12 protein-coding genes, 5 tRNA genes and 1 pseudogene are annotated in these 19,092 nt (G+C 38.4%); 14 read left to right on the forward strand and 4 right to left on the reverse strand.

What is annotated here, in order from left to right; genetic code table 11:
• The 3 genes from IPO27_07900 to IPO27_07910 all read right to left on the reverse strand — a co-directional run bounded on the left by IPO27_07900 (nt 1) and on the right by IPO27_07910 (nt 2,799).
• Nucleotides 1-1,311 (reverse strand): hypothetical protein, encoded by a 1,311-nt coding sequence (locus tag IPO27_07900; protein MBK8846453.1) that lies wholly within the window; start codon nt 1,309-1,311, stop codon nt 1-3.
• Between the two features lie 88 nt (nt 1,312-1,399).
• On the reverse strand, nt 1,400-1,891 hold the full coding sequence (locus tag IPO27_07905) for a hypothetical protein (GenBank protein MBK8846454.1): 492 nt from the start codon (nt 1,889-1,891) through the stop codon (nt 1,400-1,402).
• A 14-nt stretch (nt 1,892-1,905) separates the two neighbouring features.
• Nucleotides 1,906-2,799: a hypothetical protein gene (locus IPO27_07910; protein ID MBK8846455.1), complete on the reverse strand. Its 894-nt coding sequence runs from the start codon at nt 2,797-2,799 to the stop codon at nt 1,906-1,908.
• Nucleotides 2,800-3,371: 572 nt separating this feature from the next.
• Between IPO27_07910 and IPO27_07915 the strand changes: the two genes are divergently transcribed.
• From IPO27_07915 to rpoC, 14 genes and pseudogenes are all read left to right on the forward strand, one after another.
• Nucleotides 3,372-3,444, forward strand: a tRNA-Thr gene (locus IPO27_07915).
• A gap of 101 nt (nt 3,445-3,545) precedes the next feature.
• Nucleotides 3,546-3,628: transfer RNA gene (locus tag IPO27_07920), tRNA-Tyr, on the forward strand.
• Between the two features lie 27 nt (nt 3,629-3,655).
• Nucleotides 3,656-3,728: transfer RNA gene (locus IPO27_07925), tRNA-Gly, on the forward strand.
• Nucleotides 3,729-3,777: 49 nt separating this feature from the next.
• Nucleotides 3,778-3,849, forward strand: a tRNA-Thr gene (locus tag IPO27_07930).
• Nucleotides 3,850-4,070: 221 nt separating this feature from the next.
• The gene (gene tuf, locus IPO27_07935; GenBank protein MBK8846456.1) at nt 4,071-5,258 is read left to right on the forward strand and encodes an elongation factor Tu; all 1,188 of its coding nucleotides are present in this window, start codon (nt 4,071-4,073) and stop codon (nt 5,256-5,258) included.
• A 71-nt stretch (nt 5,259-5,329) separates the two neighbouring features.
• A tRNA-Trp gene (locus IPO27_07940) sits at nt 5,330-5,398 on the forward strand.
• A gap of 102 nt (nt 5,399-5,500) precedes the next feature.
• Complete coding sequence (gene secE, locus IPO27_07945; protein MBK8846457.1) at nt 5,501-5,692, forward strand: preprotein translocase subunit SecE; 192 nt, start codon at nt 5,501-5,503, stop codon at nt 5,690-5,692.
• A gap of 38 nt (nt 5,693-5,730) precedes the next feature.
• Entirely contained in the window at nt 5,731-6,279 is a 549-nt protein-coding gene (gene nusG, locus IPO27_07950; protein ID MBK8846458.1) for a transcription termination/antitermination factor NusG, read from the forward strand.
• 121 nt (nt 6,280-6,400) lie between these two features.
• Complete coding sequence (gene rplK / locus IPO27_07955) at nt 6,401-6,838, forward strand: 50S ribosomal protein L11 (GenBank protein ID MBK8846459.1); 438 nt, start codon at nt 6,401-6,403, stop codon at nt 6,836-6,838.
• A 209-nt stretch (nt 6,839-7,047) separates the two neighbouring features.
• On the forward strand, nt 7,048-7,731 hold the full coding sequence (locus IPO27_07960; protein ID MBK8846460.1) for a 50S ribosomal protein L1: 684 nt from the start codon (nt 7,048-7,050) through the stop codon (nt 7,729-7,731).
• A gap of 37 nt (nt 7,732-7,768) precedes the next feature.
• A complete protein-coding gene (locus tag IPO27_07965) occupies nt 7,769-8,296 on the forward strand; it encodes a 50S ribosomal protein L10 (protein MBK8846461.1) in 528 nt (175 codons plus the stop codon).
• 103 nt (nt 8,297-8,399) lie between these two features.
• A complete protein-coding gene (gene rplL / locus IPO27_07970) occupies nt 8,400-8,777 on the forward strand; it encodes a 50S ribosomal protein L7/L12 (protein MBK8846462.1) in 378 nt (125 codons plus the stop codon).
• A 215-nt stretch (nt 8,778-8,992) separates the two neighbouring features.
• Nucleotides 8,993-12,812, forward strand: a pseudogene (rpoB, locus tag IPO27_07975) (DNA-directed RNA polymerase subunit beta).
• 44 nt (nt 12,813-12,856) lie between these two features.
• Nucleotides 12,857-17,128, forward strand: a complete 4,272-nt coding sequence (gene rpoC, locus IPO27_07980; GenBank protein ID MBK8846463.1) for a DNA-directed RNA polymerase subunit beta' — start codon at nt 12,857-12,859, stop codon at nt 17,126-17,128.
• A 448-nt stretch (nt 17,129-17,576) separates the two neighbouring features.
• On the opposite strand, the gene IPO27_07985 is transcribed toward rpoC, so the two are convergent.
• Nucleotides 17,577-19,067: a T9SS type A sorting domain-containing protein gene (locus tag IPO27_07985; protein ID MBK8846464.1), complete on the reverse strand. Its 1,491-nt coding sequence runs from the start codon at nt 19,065-19,067 to the stop codon at nt 17,577-17,579.
• Between the last annotated feature and the right edge of the window lie 25 nt (nt 19,068-19,092).

The following is a 19,092-nucleotide window of genomic DNA, read 5'->3' on the forward strand; positions in this document are numbered from 1 at the left end:
TTATATAAATGATTGTTGCAATACCTGTCCACTAAGCATACCATTCGGTATGCCTGTATCAAAGCCAAGTATGTTAGCAATAGTAGGTACTATGTCAATACTTTCACCCTGAATAGAGTTTATTACCTGTCCCTGTTTTACTACCGAAGGCGGCCCAATTACCATACAAAATATTTCGCGCGAAGTTTGGTCACTGGTATGGTCTAGGGCTTTGCGTCCATAATTATCAACTATCGAGTTTGGATTTAAGTTGCGGCCATGCTCAGGTGCAATTATCATGATGGTATCATTAGCCATTCCCGGAGTGTTCTGTATGGTATTCCACAAATGGGCTACGGCATAGTCACTCTTGCGAAGGTTGTTGCAATATTGCGTAAAGTTTGAATGACATATATCCACATCCTGCATGTTTACAACCATTAACTCAGGCTTAAACTCCTGAATTATTTCTTCTGCAAAAAGTATGTTATACATATCATTCGTCATAATGCCACCGTTAGCCAGATTCCACGGATTAGCATACTGACCACTTACTGCTTTATTAAACTTATCAAGAATAAAATCCTGAAGCCTTTTTACATCCTGTGTTTCATTAACAACACCTACTTCATTATCTTTAAATTTCTTATTAAAGTTCAGATTCATAAAGTTACGAATGTTTTTTATCGTAGCTTCCTCGCTGCTGGTAAAGGATTGCATGTTGCCTAAGGCATCGTAACCTTCCTGACTAATTAAAAACGTGGGTGCAATAAAGTTGGCGCCAAATGCAGCACCATATCCCGGATATTTGCTATAATTTAAAGCTGGATATGGACCGAGACTATTCGATACCCACCAGGTATTTAATGCGCTTTGCGATGTGGAATTATATTTACGATAATATTCAAATATAGTTGGGTTGGCCGGATTATCTCTGATGTTTAAGTCAACCGCAGTATAGGTTCCGGTCACTGCAGTTGTATGTCCATTATAGTGCCCCGTAGGCCCGGTGCCATATCTGAACTCTTTATATAATGTACCATAGTTTTGTAATGGCAATGGCAATGGCGAATTTGGCAGCGGAGACATAGCAGGCAATATATCGGCTGTTATGGCCTCATTGCCATTAAGCATTGCACGCATTAGGTTGCCTTCTGCCTTTTGTATCGATTCAAAATTACGAACCCCTCCGGCAAATAAACAAAACACGACATGGTTAACCTTTCGAGCACCTGTAGCTGCAAATAACCGCCCACTGGGCAATATATAAGGTGCAGCAAAAGCGCCTGCGCTTGCAACCATCGATTTTTTCAGAAAACTCCTTCTATTCATTATTTGTCTTTTTTCTTAATATTTCAATTCAAATACCTTGTCTGAAGAACTAAATTCTATTTAGCATCTGATTTAATTTTTTCGTTAGTTAATAATACCTGTATTCATCCGAAGTCATCATAGCATAATAAATCATTTTTGGGGTAAGTGATGCATTATCAGTTATCTCCTTTTCCATAAACCAGGTTTCGTATTCGCCAGGATTCCGGTTGTAAATTTTCTTAAAAGTTTCGGAAATAAATTTCTGTTTGTCTGCCATCATCACTGCTTGAGTTGGTATGGTCGTATTTGGTTGGTTGATAAAGTTTTTAATTATCATATCTTCAATTAACTTTTTGTCGCCAAAAGCGGTATAGGCAACGCTTAGCGATGACAATTTCTGAGCCGAAATAGTATTGCCAAACAAATCCTGATAAGCAATTGAAATAAATTCAACCGTTGTTTTAATACGTTCTTTTGGATTTCCAAAAGTGTTTACCGTGCTCTCATTTACTTCATATACTACATTTGTTTCTTTTTTACATGAACCTAGTCCGGCTATAATAAAGTCCAGTATAAGTAATTTTATTTTGTTAACCATTGCTATATATGTTTTTAAATTCCGGCAAATTCATTTTCAGCTAAAATGTCTGACTGGAATTTTGTAAAGTCTTTATAAGTTTTTAAATCCTTTGTGTACTTAATCATTTCAGCATTATCGGGCTCACGAAAATAATAGCGTAAAAAATATTTTCGCACCTGACCCTCAAAGTAATCATCCGAATTGAAGAAAATATCATTAAAATCTTTTTTTGATTTTCCCAATTGACCAAACAAGAGGGCAGACTGCCCATCTATCATTGTAACACATGACGTCTCCTCGCTATTGCTGGGGTTTCGTAAAAGGAAGTGTTGAAAAACCGATATCACATAATTCAATGAACCCATATTAATTTGGTCATAAAAATAGTTGTCAACCATCATGCGGTGTAATTCATCAACACGTTTATTGCCTACAGCCCATTCATTATTAAATTTTTGAAAATCAATGAGCCGATTCTGTTCTTCCTGTATAATTGACCAAAATGGGGCATATGTTGTATCGTTTAGTAAAATTCCAAATACGCTTATCATCAGCGAAATATCTGTAGTATCCTGATTGTTTAAAAGTTCAGCTAAAAATACAGTGTAGGTATGAGTTAGATAGTCGGGTAATTTAATTACATCCTGCAAGAATTCTTTTCGTTCGGCCATCGAAAAATTCGCAACCAACAAGTTCTGTTTGTAGAAGCCTAATTCAGCGGTTGAGGGCTCTCTTCCAATCAATGTGATGAAAGATTTATTTACATAGTTTTCTACCTTTACTTCATCAACAGTATAATCTGGTGGTGGGGTATTGTTTGGTTCGGTAACAGTTTCATATTTTTTACATGAAAAAATAAGTAAACTAAAAAGAACCAAAACATAAAAACACCTGCTTAATCGAAAAAAACCTGAGTCGTTTTGCATTTCCGGATATTTTTTTTCAAAAGTATAAATTTTTGTCTCGCATAGTCATTAAACCGTAAAATTAACTTTTTAGTATTCTTATCAGGCCTAACTTACCTTTTTTTAATCATTAATAGAGGATAATCTTCAGTAGTTGGTATCGCTAAATAACAACAATAATAAGATTCTAATTGGATAAACATAAGAGTGTTTTAATTTGCTTTACAGACTTCACGCTTCCTTTCCCGAGTTGTTCTTTAAACTCTAAAACCTAACTTTTCAATAGATTAAATAGTTTAACAGCGAAAACGAATTTACTAAATGAGGCAAAGGATCGGGAATATTGACATAATTTTAAAGAAATGAAAATGTGTCAAAATGTATAAAAACAACTAATAAACGTCCTTTTATAGTGCTAAAATATTGCCTAACTTGACGCGACCCAAAGAGGAAAAAAAATTGAGTTCTAAATTTGTAGGTTAAAAATTGTTTTCTACATTTGCAGTCCCAAAAAAATGGCATCTGTACAAATGCCGTTCCAATGGGTTCGCTTTGAGCAAGTTACCTTGGTAATTTATCAAATCTAATCGAAGGCCGAAGTAGCTCAGTTGGTAGAGCAACTGATTTGTAATCAGTAGGTCGGGGGTTCAAGTCCCTTCTTCGGCTCAAGAGCTTCCTGTATTGTTAGTACATACAGGAACTTTTTTTTGTTTACTGACAAGCGATTGGTTCTTTGAAACAATAAAGTTGGTAACTTGAATTAAATAGGGGAGTTACCAGAGTGGCCAAATGGGACAGACTGTAAATCTGTTGTCTTACGACTTCGGTGGTTCGAATCCACCACTCCCCACTTGGTATTTGGTTATAAACCATCAATGCGGAAGTAGCTCATTTGGTAGAGCGATAGCCTTCCAAGCTATAGGTGGCGGGTTCGAGCCCCGTCTTCCGCTCTAGTTGTAGTTCTTTTGTTTATTAATACAGAGCTTAATAAATTAGTAAGCTGTTGTAGCTCAGGGGTAGAGCACTTCCTTGGTAAGGAAGAGGTCGTGAGTTCAATTCTCATCAACAGCTCTTCTCAAATTTTGGCTCTTTGATTTATGCTCGAATCGGGTTTGCTTAAAAAGTTAGTCTCCTAGCGACACAAACCATTAAGAATTGGTATTCGGCAAATGGGTTTATTAATAAACAGTAAAGGTTAGCAGCCTTCTAAATTGAATGAATTATTGAAATGAAAAAACGTATTTAAATCTTATAAAAAACACTTAAAGTTAACAATTTAACACTATATCAAAATGGCAAAAGAAAAATTTGATCGTTCCAAACCGCACGTTAACATTGGAACTATTGGTCACGTTGACCACGGTAAAACAACCTTAACCGCTGCAATTACTACCGTATTGGCAGAAAAAGGACTTTCAGAAAAGCGTTCATTCGATTCTATCGATAATGCTCCTGAAGAAAAAGAAAGAGGTATCACCATCAACACTGCACACGTAGAGTATCAAACTGCTGCGCGTCACTATGCACACGTTGATTGCCCAGGACACGCTGATTATGTGAAGAACATGGTTACCGGTGCTGCGCAGATGGACGGTGCTATATTAGTGGTTGCAGCTACAGATGGACCTATGCCACAAACCCGTGAGCACATTCTTCTTGCCCGTCAGGTAGGAGTTCCAAAGATTGTTGTTTTCATGAATAAGGTTGACATGGTTGATGATGCTGAAATTTTAGATATCGTTGAGATGGAAATCCGTGAATTATTAAGCTTCTATCAATTCGATGGTGACAATACTCCTATAATCCGTGGATCTGCTTTAGGTGGATTAAACCTGGATGCTAAGTGGGTAGAGAAAATCATGGAATTAATGAATGCAGTTGATACATTCATTCCACTTCCTCCTCGAGATGTTGATAAGCCATTCTTGATGCCAGTAGAAGACGTATTCTCTATTACTGGTCGCGGAACTGTTGCAACAGGCCGAATCGAGCGTGGAGTAATCAACTCAAATGAAACTGTTGAAATCATCGGTATGCAAGAGAAGAAATTAACTTCTACTGTAACTGGGGTTGAGATGTTCCGTAAAATTCTTGATCGTGGAGAAGCAGGTGACAACGTGGGTTTGTTATTACGTGGTATCGAAAAGAACGATATCCGCAGAGGAATGGTTATAGCCAAGCCTGGCTCTATTACTCCTCATACTGTTTTCAAAGCTGAGATTTACGTATTGAAAAAGGAAGAAGGTGGTCGTCATACTCCTTTCCACAATAAATACCGCCCTCAGTTCTATATGCGCACTACAGATGTAACTGGAGAGATAGAATTGCCAGAAGGTCGTGAGATGGTAATGCCAGGTGATAACGTTACAATTACTGTAAACCTTATCGTACCCGTAGCTATGGATAAAGGATTACGTTTCGCGATTCGCGAAGGTGGTCGTACTGTAGGTGCAGGTCAGGTAATTGATATTGTTAAGTAATCTTAACTGAGTCAATTATAAACAGCATTCACCGGAGGTTTTTGAGCCTTCGGTGATTGTTTGTATATGAAAGGAGCATAGTTCAAGGGTAGAATAGCGGTCTCCAAAACCGTTGATGGGAGTTCGAATCTCTGCTCCTGCAAGTATCAACGGTGTTGTAATTCAATAAGTTATCTGTGATTATTAAAATAGTTTATTGAATAGGAATAACAATTAAAAACAAGAAAGTAAAACAAGCAAAGATGGATAAATTGAAAATATATGTGCAAGAGTCGTACAACGAACTAATGCACAAGGTATCCTGGCCAACATGGGCAGAATTACAAGAATCGGCCATTACCGTTTTGGTAGCAACAGTAATTGTTGGATTAATCATTTGGCTTATAGACCTGGTATTCTCTGGTATACTTGGATTTATTTATAGCCTTACTTAAACGAATAAATCAATCAGGTTTTATTAAGCCGAACAAAGATGACAGAGGTAGCAGAAAAAAAGTGGTACGTAATACGTGCCATCAGTGGTAAGGAAAAGAAAGTAAAGCAATATATAGATGCTGAAATTTCACGATTGAAATTGCAGGATTTTGTTGCTCAGGTTCTTATACCTACCGAAAAAATATATCAGATTAAAAATGGTAAGAAGATTTCTAAAGAACGCAGTTATTTGCCTGGTTATGTATTGTTGGAAGCAAATATTTCTGGCGAAATCCCCCATATAATTCAGAATATTCCAGGAGTAATTAACTTTCTGGGCCCTAAGGGAGAGGCACCAGCACCATTGCGTGTGTCTGAAGTAAACAGGATTTTAGGAAAGGCGGATGAATTGGCCGAATCTCCTGAAATTGCTAACATTCCTTTCGTAGTTGGCGAAACTGTAAAAGTAATTGATGGACCATTCAATAGTTTTTCAGGAGTTATTGAAGAAGTTAATGAAGAAAAGAGAAAATTAAAGGTAATTGTAAAAATATTTGGCCGCAAAACTCCACTTGAGTTGAGTTACTTGCAAGTTGAAAAGGAATAAAATCATCGCATTACTCAGTTTTTGCTTAGACCGGAAGTATCAAAATAGCTTCCATATTTTGCCGGCTAAGAATGGCACAAAAACATAGGATTAATGCCTACTCAAACTAAAAAAAAATAAAATGGCAAAAGAAATAGGTGCATTAATAAAACTTCAGGTAAAGGGTGGCGCTGCCAATCCTGCCCCTCCAATTGGTCCTGCATTAGGAGCAAAAGGGGTTAACATTATGGAGTTTTGCAAGCAGTTTAATGCTCGCACACAAGACCAGGCTGGCAAAGTATTGCCAGTGGTAATAACAGTATATGTAGATAAGTCCTTTGAATTTATTATTAAAAAGCCACCGGTAGCGGTAGCTATTTTAGAGGCCACAAAACTTAAGAGCGGTTCGGCAGAACCTAACCGTAAGAAGGTTGCTACTATAAATTGGGATAAGGTGCGTGAAATCGCCCAAGAAAAAATGTCTGATTTGAATTGTTTTACAATGGAATCAGCCATGAGTATGGTGGCGGGTACTGCACGCAGCATGGGGGTAATTGTAGAAGGCACTAGGCCTTTCTAATTGTTCTTTGATTTTTTTCGAATGTTGGAATTAAAAAGGTAAGCGGAAAAGTAAGCAGTATAGAAAAACATCTTCAAAAGTTAGATGTTCTAAATACTTAATAGCTCATAACGTATCTTTCAAGGTCATCATTCTTAGACAAAAAAGATTGTTCACTTGATGGAGTGTCGCAAATAACGGCACGCTTGCACATCGTAATAAATTAATAAATGGCAAAATTAACGAAAAAACAAAAAGCTACGCTTGCCAAGTATGATCCTTCGAAAACATACAGTTTGAAGGATGCAAGCAAAATTGTAAAGGACATTTCCTATACAAAATTTGATGCTTCAGTTGATCTGAGCATCCGCCTGGGGGTTGACCCGCGTAAGGCAAATCAAATGGTTCGTGGGGTGGTAACTCTTCCACATGGTACCGGAAAAAATGTACGTGTTCTTGTTCTTTGCACTCCCGATAAGGAGGCAGAAGCAAAAGCAGCAGGTGCCGATCATGTTGGATTGGATGACTATATTTCGAAAATCGAAAAAGGTTGGACCGATATCGATATTGTAATTACCATGCCTTCAGTAATGGCTAAGGTAGGTAAGTTAGGTAAGATATTGGGACCTCGCAGCCTTATGCCAAATCCAAAGACTGGTACAGTTACAAACGATGTTGGTAAAGCAGTGGAGGAAGTTAAAGCCGGTAAGATTGATTTTAAAGTAGATAAGCAAGGAATCATTCATTCTTCAGTTGGTAAGGTATCATTTGATGCTAAGAAAATTGAAGAAAATGCAAATGAATTATTGAACACTATTGTAAAGCTAAAACCTAGTGCAGCCAAAGGAACTTATATGAAGAGTGTAAGTTTGTCAAGCACAATGAGCCATGGTATTAAGATAGACACTAAATAAATAGCTTAAATTATAAACCCATAAAAACTTACACAAAATGACAAGAGAAGAAAAGAATAAAGCAATAGATGAGATAGTGGATACCCTTTCTGCTTACAATGGGTTTTATATAACCGATATCTCAGGTTTGAATTCAGAAAAAACAAGTCAATTGCGAAGAATGTGCTACGACAGAGGCATTAAAATGAGTGTTGCAAAAAATTCGCTCATAAAGAAAGCCCTTGAACGCATGAATACTGAAGCTTATGAACCTTTGTATGATTCATTAAAAGGATCTTCGGCACTTATGCTATGCGAAACGGCAAACCTTCCCGCAAAACTTATTAAGGAAATTCGAAGCAAAAAAGACAACACCAAGCCGATATTAAAATGCGCTTATATTGACTCTTCAGTTTTCATTGGCGATAATCAAGTTGAAGTGATAGCCAGTCTGAAGTCGAAGAATGAATTAATAGCAGATGTATTAGCCTTGTTGCAATCTCCAATACGCAATGTTATTGGTGGATTACAAAGTGGCGGTCACAAAATTGCAGGAATTATTAAAACGCTTGAGTCACGTGCATAATTTTTCTATAACTGTAGCTTCCATACAGTTTAGTTAATCTTTGCAATCGATTCTTTAAACAATATCAAAATCAATAAATAACAAATTAAAAATTTCAAATAAAATGGCAGATTTAAATTCATTAGCAGAAACACTCGTTGGCTTAACCGTAAAAGAAGTTAACGAACTTGCAAAAATCCTTAAAGACGTACACGGTATAGAGCCGGCAGCAGCAGCAGCTGTAGTTGCAGCCCCAGCAGCTGGTGGTGGTGCAGCAGCAGCCGAAGAAAAGTCAACTTTTGATGTTATTCTTAAAAGTGCAGGTCAAGCTAAACTTAACGTAGTTAAGTTGGTTAAAGATCTTACAGGATTAGGATTGAAGGAGGCAAAAGATTTAGTTGATGGTGCTCCAAAGGCAATTAAAGAAGGTGTATCTAAAGCTGAGGCTGATTCATTGAAAGATCAATTAGTAGCTGCAGGTGCTGAAGTTGAAGTTAAGTAATTCAACACATAAAAGTTTTGATTTAGGCCAATGGTGCACTTCAGTGCACCGTTGGTCTTATTCCTGTTTATAACGCAAGTATATTTTGTGTTTTTCTAAAACCAAATGGATTTATAAAAATACAAACTTCCCTGGGTAGATTATCTATCCAACTCATTTCTCTCAACTCACGGTTTCCTTTATTTTAATTTAAAAATCTTATTATAGTGGCTTCAATCAGCACTTTCCACGAAAAAGGCACGAAACGAATTAACTTCGCCAAGGCCAAACAAAATCTGGAGTATCCTGATTTTCTAGAAATTCAGTTAAAATCTTTCCAGGATTTTTTCCAGTTAGAAACAACTTCTGATAACCGCGAAAAAGAAGGCTTGTATAAAGTATTCAGTGAGAATTTCCCCATCACTGATTCGCGAAATAATTTTGTCCTCGAATTTCTTGATTATTTTATTGACCCTCCTCGCTATTCTATTGAAGAATGTATCGAGCGAGGTCTCACCTATAGCGTACCGCTAAAGGCAAAACTTAAATTATATTGTACAGATCCCGAGCACGAGGATTTTCAAACGATTGTACAAGACGTTTACCTTGGAACAATTCCTTACATGACTCCTAAAGGCACATTTGTAATTAATGGTGCTGAACGTGTAGTTGTATCGCAATTGCATCGATCGCCTGGTGTATTCTTTGGTCAAAGCAGACATGCTAATGGTACCAAATTATATTCGGCACGTGTAATTCCGTTTAAAGGCTCATGGATTGAATTTGCCACCGATATAAACAATGTCATGTACGCATACATTGATCGTAAAAAGAAGTTCCCAGTAACTACGCTTTTACGGGCTATCGGCTTTGAAACTGATAAAGACATATTAGAAATATTTGGGCTTGCCGATGAGGTAAAGGTGTCAAAGGCTGCCCTGAAAACATGTGTAGGCCGCAAGTTGGCTGCCAGAGTATTGAAATCCTGGGTTGAAGATTTTGTTGATGAGGATACTGGTGAAGTAGTTTCTATTACACGAACCGAAGTAATTTTGGATCGTGAAACGATACTCGAGTCTGAACACATTGATCTTATTGCTGATGCTGGAGTAAAAAGTATCATCTTACATAAAGATGAAACAAGTGCTGCTGATTATGCAGTAATTTACAATACACTTCAAAAAGATACATCAAATAACGAAAAGGAAGCGGTGGAGCATATCTACCGTCAATTACGTAATGCAGAACCACCTGATGAGGAAACAGCTCGTGGAATCATTGAGAAGTTATTTTTCTCTGACAAACGTTATGATTTAGGTCAGGTTGGTAGATATCGTATCAATAAGAAGTTAGGACTATTAACTCCGTCAGATACCAAAGTACTTACTAAAGAAGATATCATATGCATAATTAAATATCTTATTCAACTTATCAACTCAAAAGCTGATGTAGATGATATCGATCACTTGAGCAATCGTAGGGTTCGTACAGTTGGCGAGCAATTATATTCGCAATTTGGAGTAGGATTGGCCCGCATGGCCCGCACAATACGTGAGCGTATGAATGTTCGCGATAATGAAGTTTTTACACCAACTGATTTAATCAATGCAAAAACATTGTCATCAGTTATTAATTCATTCTTTGGAACTAATCAGTTGAGCCAGTTTATGGATCAAACTAATCCATTAAGTGAAATTACTCACAAACGCAGGTTGTCAGCTCTTGGACCCGGAGGTCTTTCGCGTGAACGCGCAGGATTTGAAGTACGTGATGTGCACTACACCCACTACGGTCGTCTATGCACAATTGAAACACCCGAAGGGCCGAATATCGGTTTGATATCTTCCCTTTGTGTTTATGCAAAAATCAACAATTTGGGATTCATAGAAACACCTTATCGTCCGGTAATTGAAGGTAAGCTAGATGTAGATAATACCGATGTTGTTTATTTAACTGCTGAAGAAGAAGATAACAAGGTAATTGCCCAGGCGATTGCTCAGGTAGACTCTAAAGGAAATTTTGAAACTGTAAAAGTTAAAGCTCGTAAAGAAGGTGACTTCCCAATCGTTGACCCGCACGAAGTAAATTTAATGGATGTGGCACCTAACCAAATTGCATCTATTGCGGCTTCGCTCATCCCATTCTTGGAACACGATGATGCGAATCGTGCGTTGATGGGTTCGAACATGCAACGTCAAGCGGTGCCTTTATTGCGTCCCGAAGCACCAATTGTAGGCACAGGACTTGAAGGACGCCTTGTGCGCGATTCACGGGTATTAATTAATGCTGAGTATGATGGAGTTGTAGAGTATGTGGATGCCGAAGAAATTCATATTCGTAGCAACCGCAGTGACGAAGAAAAGTTGATTTCATTTGAAGACGATTTAAAGGTTTACAAGCTTACTAAATTTCAAAAAACTAATCAGAATACAAGCATTAATCTTAAACCTATTGTAAGACGAGGTGATAAGGTTAAAGCAGGTCAGGTGCTATGTGAGGGTTATGCTACCAACAATGGAGAATTAGCTTTGGGACGTAATTTAAAAGTAGCTTTTATGCCTTGGCGTGGTTTCAACTTTGAGGATGCCATTGTGATAAATGAAAAAGTAGTAAGTCAGGATATATTTACCTCGGTACATATTGATGAATATAGCCTTGAAGTACGCGATACCAAACGCGGTATGGAAGAATTAACAGCCGATATACCAAACGTAAGTGAAGAGGCAACTAAAGACCTCGATGAATATGGAATGATACGTGTAGGTGCAGAGGTTCGTGAGGGTGATATCCTAATAGGAAAAATTACTCCTAAAGGGGAGACAGATCCTTCGCCAGAAGAGAAATTATTACGCGCTATTTTTGGAGATAAGGCCGGTGATGTTAAGGATGCATCGCTTAAGGTTCCGCCATCGGTAGTCGGTGTTGTAATTAACAAGAAATTATTCTCTCGTAACCTTAAGGATAAGGTATCGAAAGGCGATGAAAAGGCTATTCTTACCCAGCTTGATGAAGACCAGGCTAAGCAGCTTGTTGAGTTAAAATCTAGATTGGTTGAGAAGTTATTCACGCTGGTTAACGGAAAAACATCGCAAGGTGTTTCAAACTTATTAAAAGCAGTTTTAATTCCAAAGGGAACCAAGTTTACGCAAAAGATGTTAGCAGACTTAAGTCTTGAAAACATCAACCCGTTAAAATGGACTACCGATAAAGAATTAAATGAGAAGATTACTCAGCTGTTACATAATCATACTATAAAGTCGCAAGATGTAATTGGAGCTATTAAGCGCAAGAAATATGCACTTACCGTGGGAGATGAATTACCAGCTGGAATTATGCAACTAGCTAAGGTATATATTGCCAAAAAGCGTAAACTAAAGGTTGGTGATAAAATGGCTGGTCGACATGGAAACAAGGGTATTGTAGCAAAGATTGTGCGTGCCGAAGATATGCCTTTCCTTGAAGACGGAACACCGGTAGATATTGTACTTAACCCACTGGGCGTGCCATCGCGTATGAATATTGGTCAGATTTATGAAACCGTTCTTGCTTGGGCGGGTGAGAAGTTAGGGGTTAAAGTTTGCTACACCTATTTTTGATGGCGCAACCCTTGATGATATCTGTAACTACACCGACAAGGCCGACATTCCTCGCTATGGTGTAACTCAGTTATATGATGGTCTTACAGGCGACAGATTCGATCAGTCTGCAACGGTAGGTATTATCTATATGCTTAAACTGGGCCATATGGTTGATGACAAAATGCACGCACGTAGCATAGGACCATACTCACTGATTACGCAACAACCATTGGGGGGTAAAGCTCAATTTGGAGGTCAGCGTTTTGGAGAGATGGAGGTATGGGCTATTGAAGCATTTGGTGCTGCCAACATTTTGCAAGAATTACTTACTGTAAAATCCGATGATGTAGTTGGACGTGCTAAGGCATATGAAAGTATAGTAAAGGGCGACAACATGCAAACTCCGGGTGTACCCGAATCGTTTAATGTATTGTTGCATGAACTTCGTGGTCTTGGCCTAAAGATTACTTTAGACTAAGCATTAAACATTTATCATTTAGAAATAATTTAAAAAAAAATACTGTGAAGAAAGAAGTAAAAGTTAAAAGCAATTTCTCACGAATAACCATAAGCCTGGCTTCTCCTGAGGATATCCTTGAGCAATCGGCCGGTGAAGTGCTTAAGCCTGAAACTATTAATTATCGTACTTACAAACCTGAACGTGATGGCTTGTTTTGCGAACGAATTTTTGGGCCTGTAAAGGATTGGGAATGTCACTGTGGAAAATACAAGCGTATTCGCTATAAAGGAATTGTTTGTGATCGTTGTGGAGTAGAAGTTACCGAGAAAAAGGTACGAAGAGAGCGCATGGGCCATATACAACTTGTGGTTCCGGTTGCACACATTTGGTATTTCCGATCATTGCCAAATAAGATTGGATACCTGTTAGGATTGCCAACTAAGAAGCTTGACCTTATCATTTATTACGAACGCTATGTGGTAATCAATGCCGGTATCAAGTCTGCTGATGGAGTAAACTATCTTGATTTTCTTACCGAAGATGAGTACCTGAATATTCTTGAAAGCTTACCAAAAGAAAATCAACACCTTGATGATGAAGATCCAAATAAGTTTCTTGCCAAGATGGGAGCTGAAGCACTTTACGATTTGTTGCAACGACTTGATTTAGATTCATTGTCATACAAACTTCGTACACAAGCTGCTAACGAAACTTCGCAGCAACGTAAGAATGAGGCATTAAAACGTTTATCAGTTGTTGAAGCATTCCGTTCAGCCAACGAAAACATCGTTAATCGCCCCGAATGGATGATAGTAAAAGTGGTACCGGTTATTCCACCCGAGTTAAGGCCTTTGGTGCCATTGGATGGAGGCCGCTTTGCAACCAGCGATTTAAATGACTTATACCGCAGGGTGATTATACGTAACAATCGCTTAAAGCGATTGATGGAAATTAAAGCCCCGGATGTAATCTTACGTAATGAAAAACGTATGTTACAAGAGTCGGTCGATTCCTTATTCGATAATTCGCGTAAAGTAAATGCGGTTAAAACTGAAAGTAACCGAGCCTTAAAATCCTTGAGCGATTCGCTTAAAGGAAAGCAAGGAAGGTTCCGTCAGAACCTTCTTGGAAAGCGTGTTGACTACAGTGCGCGCTCGGTTATTGTTGTTGGGCCTGAGCTTAAGTTGCATGAATGTGGATTGCCAAAAGATATGGCGGCCGAGTTGTTCAAGCCATTTATCATTCGTAAAATGATTGAGCGTGGCATAGTAAAAACAGTAAAATCTGCCAAAAAAATAGTTGACAAGAAAGAACCAATTATTTGGGACATACTTGAAAACGTGTTAAAGGGACATCCTGTGCTACTTAACCGCGCGCCAACACTTCACCGTTTAGGTATACAGGCATTTCAACCTAAAATGATTGAAGGTAAAGCCATTCAATTACATCCTTTGGTTTGTACGGCATTCAATGCCGACTTTGACGGTGATCAAATGGCTGTGCATGTACCCCTTGGCAATGCCGCAATATTAGAAGCACAGATGCTGATGCTTGCATCGCATAATATTCTTAACCCTGCAAATGGTGCACCTATCACCGTACCTTCGCAGGACATGGTTTTGGGACTATACTACATTACCAAAGGAAAGCGCAGCAGCGATATCCTAAAGGTTAAGGGAGAAGGATTGACATTTTATTCATACGATGAATTAAATATCGCATATAATGAAGGTCGTGTTGACTTACATGCATTTATCAAAATACGTGTACCTGTAGAAACTGAAAACGGTATTGAAATCAAGATACTTGAAACTACAGTTGGTAGAGCTCTGTTCAATCAGGTGGTCCCTGAAAGTGTTGGATATATTGACGAATTGCTTACAAAGAAATCGTTGCGTGAAATAATTACTCGCGTATTGAAAAAAGTAGGTATTGCAGGCACTGCCCAGTTTTTGGATGATATTAAGAGCCTTGGATTCCGTATGGCATTTAAAGGTGGCTTGTCATTTAACCTGGGTGATATCAATATTGAGGTTGACAAAGAAAAGCTTATTGGCAAAGCAAATGATCAGGTAGAAGAGGTATTGGACAATTATCGTAATGGATTTATTAACGACAACGAACGTTATAATCAGATTATTGATATCTGGTCACGTACCAATTCACGCATCACCGAAAATCTGATGAAGAAAATTGCTACCGACAAGCAAGGATTTAATGCAGTATGGATGATGCTTGATAGTGGTGCCCGTGGAAGTAAAGATCAGATTCGTCAGTTAAGTGGTATGAGGGGATTGATGGCTAAGCCACAAAAATCGGGAGCAGCAGGAGGTGAGATTATCGAGAACCCGATTCTTTCCAACTTTAAAGAAGGACTTTCCATCCTTGAGTACTTTATCAGTACACACGGTGCGCGTAAAGGTTTGGCTGATACAGCCTTGAAAACTGCCGATGCAGGATACCTTACACGTAGGTTGGTTGATGTAGCACAGGATGTAATTATTAATGAAGCAGATTGCGGAACCCTTCGTGGGCTTGCCGAAACTGCATTAAAGAATAACGAAGAAGTAGTAGAATCATTATACGATCGTATTTTAGGTCGTGTTTCATTGCATGATATTATTCATCCTCTTACAGGTGAAGTAATTATACATGCAGGTCATGAAATAATAGAACCAATTGCCGATATGATTGAAAACTCTCCGATTGAGAGTGTAGAAATTCGTTCGGTATTGACGTGCGAAAGCAAGCAAGGTGTATGTGGCAAATGCTACGGACGTAATCTAGCTTCGGGACGCATGGTTCAAAAAGGCGAAGCGGTTGGCGTAATAGCTGCTCAGTCAATTGGTGAGCCGGGAACACAGCTTACACTTCGTACATTCCACGCGGGTGGTGCAGCAAGCAAGCTGGCAGCCGAAACTAATCTTCTGGCCAAGTATAGCGGAATTATAGAATTTGATGAATTACGTTCTATAGCTTTCGATAGCGAAAGCAAGAAAAAGATGACAGTTGTAGTAGGTCGTTCGGGCGAAATGCGAATTGTAGATAAAAATACAAAAGCCATACTGGCAACCGCAAATATCCCTTACGGTGCTCACTTATTTGTAAAGGAAAATCAGGAAATAACCAAGGGAGATGAAATCTGCACCTTTGACCCTTACAATGCCGTGATTATTACTGAAGCAACCGGTGTTATTGATTTTGAGCATGTAGAAGAAGGGATTACTTTCCGCGAAGAAAGCGATGAGCAAACAGGATTTAAGGAAAAAGTAATTATTGATAGCCGCGATAAATCTAAAAACCCGGTAGTTAGAATTCTGGGTAAAGATAAAATGGTATTGAAATCATATAACATTCCAGTAGGAGCTCACGTAGTAGTTAACAAAGGAGATAAGATAGGTGCAGGACAGATTCTGGTGAAGCTACCACGTAGCAGCGGTAAGACATCGGATATTACAGGTGGTCTTCCACGTGTAACCGAATTGTTTGAAGCACGTAATCCAAGTAATCCGGCTGTAGTTTCTGAAATTGATGGAATAGTAGCATATGGAGGAATTAAGCGGGGTAATCGCGAGATTATTGTGACCAGCAAAGATGGTGAAGTAAAGAAGTATATGGTGCCACTTAGCAAGCACATTCTTGTACAAGACAATGACTACATACGTGCCGGAATGCAGTTAAGCGGTGGTAGCATTGCACCATCTGACATCTTAAATATTAAAGGACCAAATGCCGTGCAAGAATATCTTGTAAACGAGGTACAGGAAGTTTACCGTTTGCAAGGCGTAAAGATTAACGATAAGCATTTTGAGGTAATTGTAAGGCAGATGATGCGTAAGGTTGAAATTGATGATCCGGGAGATACGCGTTTCCTTGAACGTGAGTCTGTAAATCGTATCGAATTTATCGAAGAGAATAATGAGATATTTGATAAAATGGTAGTATTAAACGCAGGCGATAGTGTCAACTTTAAAGAAGGCCAGATAGTTACAGTACGTAAACTGCGCGATGAGAATACTATGCTTAAACGTATGGATAAAACTCCTGTTGACGCACGTCAGGCAGTACCAGCTACTTCACATCCTTTGTTACAGGGGATTACACAAGCATCGTTACATACACGTTCATGGATTTCGGCTGCTTCCTTCCAGGAAACAACCAAGGTATTGAATGAAGCTGCAATTGCCGGTAAAATTGATGATTTGGTAGGATTGAAAGAAAACGTTATTGTAGGGCACCTAATTCCAGCTGGTACAGGTATGCGCGATTATGATAAGTTGATTGTAGGTTCGCAAGAAGAATACGATTTGTTGATGGCAACCAAAGAAGACTAAATCGTAGAAACTGATAAATTGAATTCCCGCATCAAATTTTTGATGCGGGAATTTTTTTGAAAAAAGCCGCAAGCATTTACAATTGACCTAACCACCTTTACACTCCCCTCACCACTTGGCCAATTCATCTTACAAAAATAAACCCCTGCACTAAGTGCACTAATATCCACCGTTTTATACTGGCTCCACTGAGCCACCCTCTCCGTACGTATACAGCCACCGTTACAATACACCCCAAACCCCTTTCTGGGGCTTACCTATTCTCGGCTGGCTATTTCGTATCATTACGTTACTCGTTCTATTAGATTTATAGTTTTTTCAATTACACACAATACTTTACTTTTTACAAATAAGCAAAATTTAAATAGGAAACCTAAAGCAACTATAAACCAAAATTCCTTGTATTTAAGCCCCTTAAGGGGTTTGGGGTGTATTTTGGCTTACATGACTACTCCAACCTAACCACCTTAACACTCCCCTCCCCACTCGGCCACCGCATCTTACAAAAATAAACCCCCGCACTAAGCTCACTAATATCCACAGTCTTATACTGACTCCATTGTGCAACCCGCTCGGTACGTATACACTCACCGTTAACATCATAAATCTCTAACCAACCCACATCTTTATCAACCGGAAACCATAAAGTAAATTTATCGTGTGTAGGATTACCAAACACTGTAACTTTCTTAACCTTCCAACTTTCTAAACTTTCATAACTCAAATTATTGCACAACCCATTTGCACCGAGAAAATAATTAGGGTGATTTGGTGGTGCCGACACAGATTTGGTTGGTAATTGTAACCCATGTTGAATAAAATTGCATGCTGTGCCAGGGCTATCCGGTTGGTCTATGATGTGCATATGTAATGTACTGTTGCCTGTGTTTATGTATATTTTGCCATCGGGCGCGAGGCTCATCCACTCATATAGTGTTGCAAAAGGTGGGCTTGGGCTGTAGAAACTATCCCATTCAGCAACAATAATTTCGCTATTTTTTATGTTGACCTGACTTAAATCATACTGAAAAACTTTATAGACGGTTGCTACATATAAATATTGGCCGTTTGGAGAAAATGCTATACCACGAGCATAACCAACCGAATCTATTGATTCAATGTTTCGCTCATTTGATAAAATTCCGTTGCATCTATCAAAATCATATAAATGAATATTGAATTTATGAATGGAATCCCCCAAAAAAACGCCAGCATATTTTGTTCCATCACGCGAAAATGCATTTCCACTTCCGCTTTGGTTATGGAAAGAGGGGACACTAATTTTAGGTAAATTAATGATGCCGTATGGAGTCAATATTGCGCAGAAAAATTTATTGGTATATCTTTCAACCGCTGTTATCCACCAATCTCGTCCATTACCGTGTTTGCATGCGTTAATCGCACCCAACATTATTTGACCGTTAAATAAAATATTATTTTTTGAAATTATTCCACCGAAACCATTATTTAAATTCATATCAATTACCGAGTACCATACATAATTTGTAAAATTGTAATTGTTTGGATTGTCAACTGATGAATGTATAAGAAAATAAATGTTACTATCGTTAGGCTTTTGTAAAAACATTGAACATTGACCAACCCATAGCCCTAATGAATCTTGCACTACAGGTGGACTAATACCACCGCCATTAACTATAGTGTCGTCATTTGCCCCTGCAACCCAAATACCATTTGTATATAATTTAATATTACCAAGGCTATCGCTAATGGTGGCTACTCCTGTGCTAAAATTCATGGGAATGTATTTGTAGTTTACGTTTATACTCCCTGTTTTGAAATCCAAGACAGTTCCACCAAAAGGCAAACCACCCCAGCTTGCGTAGCCACTCAACCAAATATTGGATAATCCTTGTGATTTAACATTGATACTAATTATACAGCATAGCAATAACAAAAAGCACTTAAACTTTCTCATGTTACTTACGAATAATTATTAGGTT

This window comes from Bacteroidota bacterium (assembly GCA_016714535.1).
Lineage (GTDB): Bacteria > Bacteroidota > Bacteroidia > AKYH767-A > OLB10 > JADKFV01.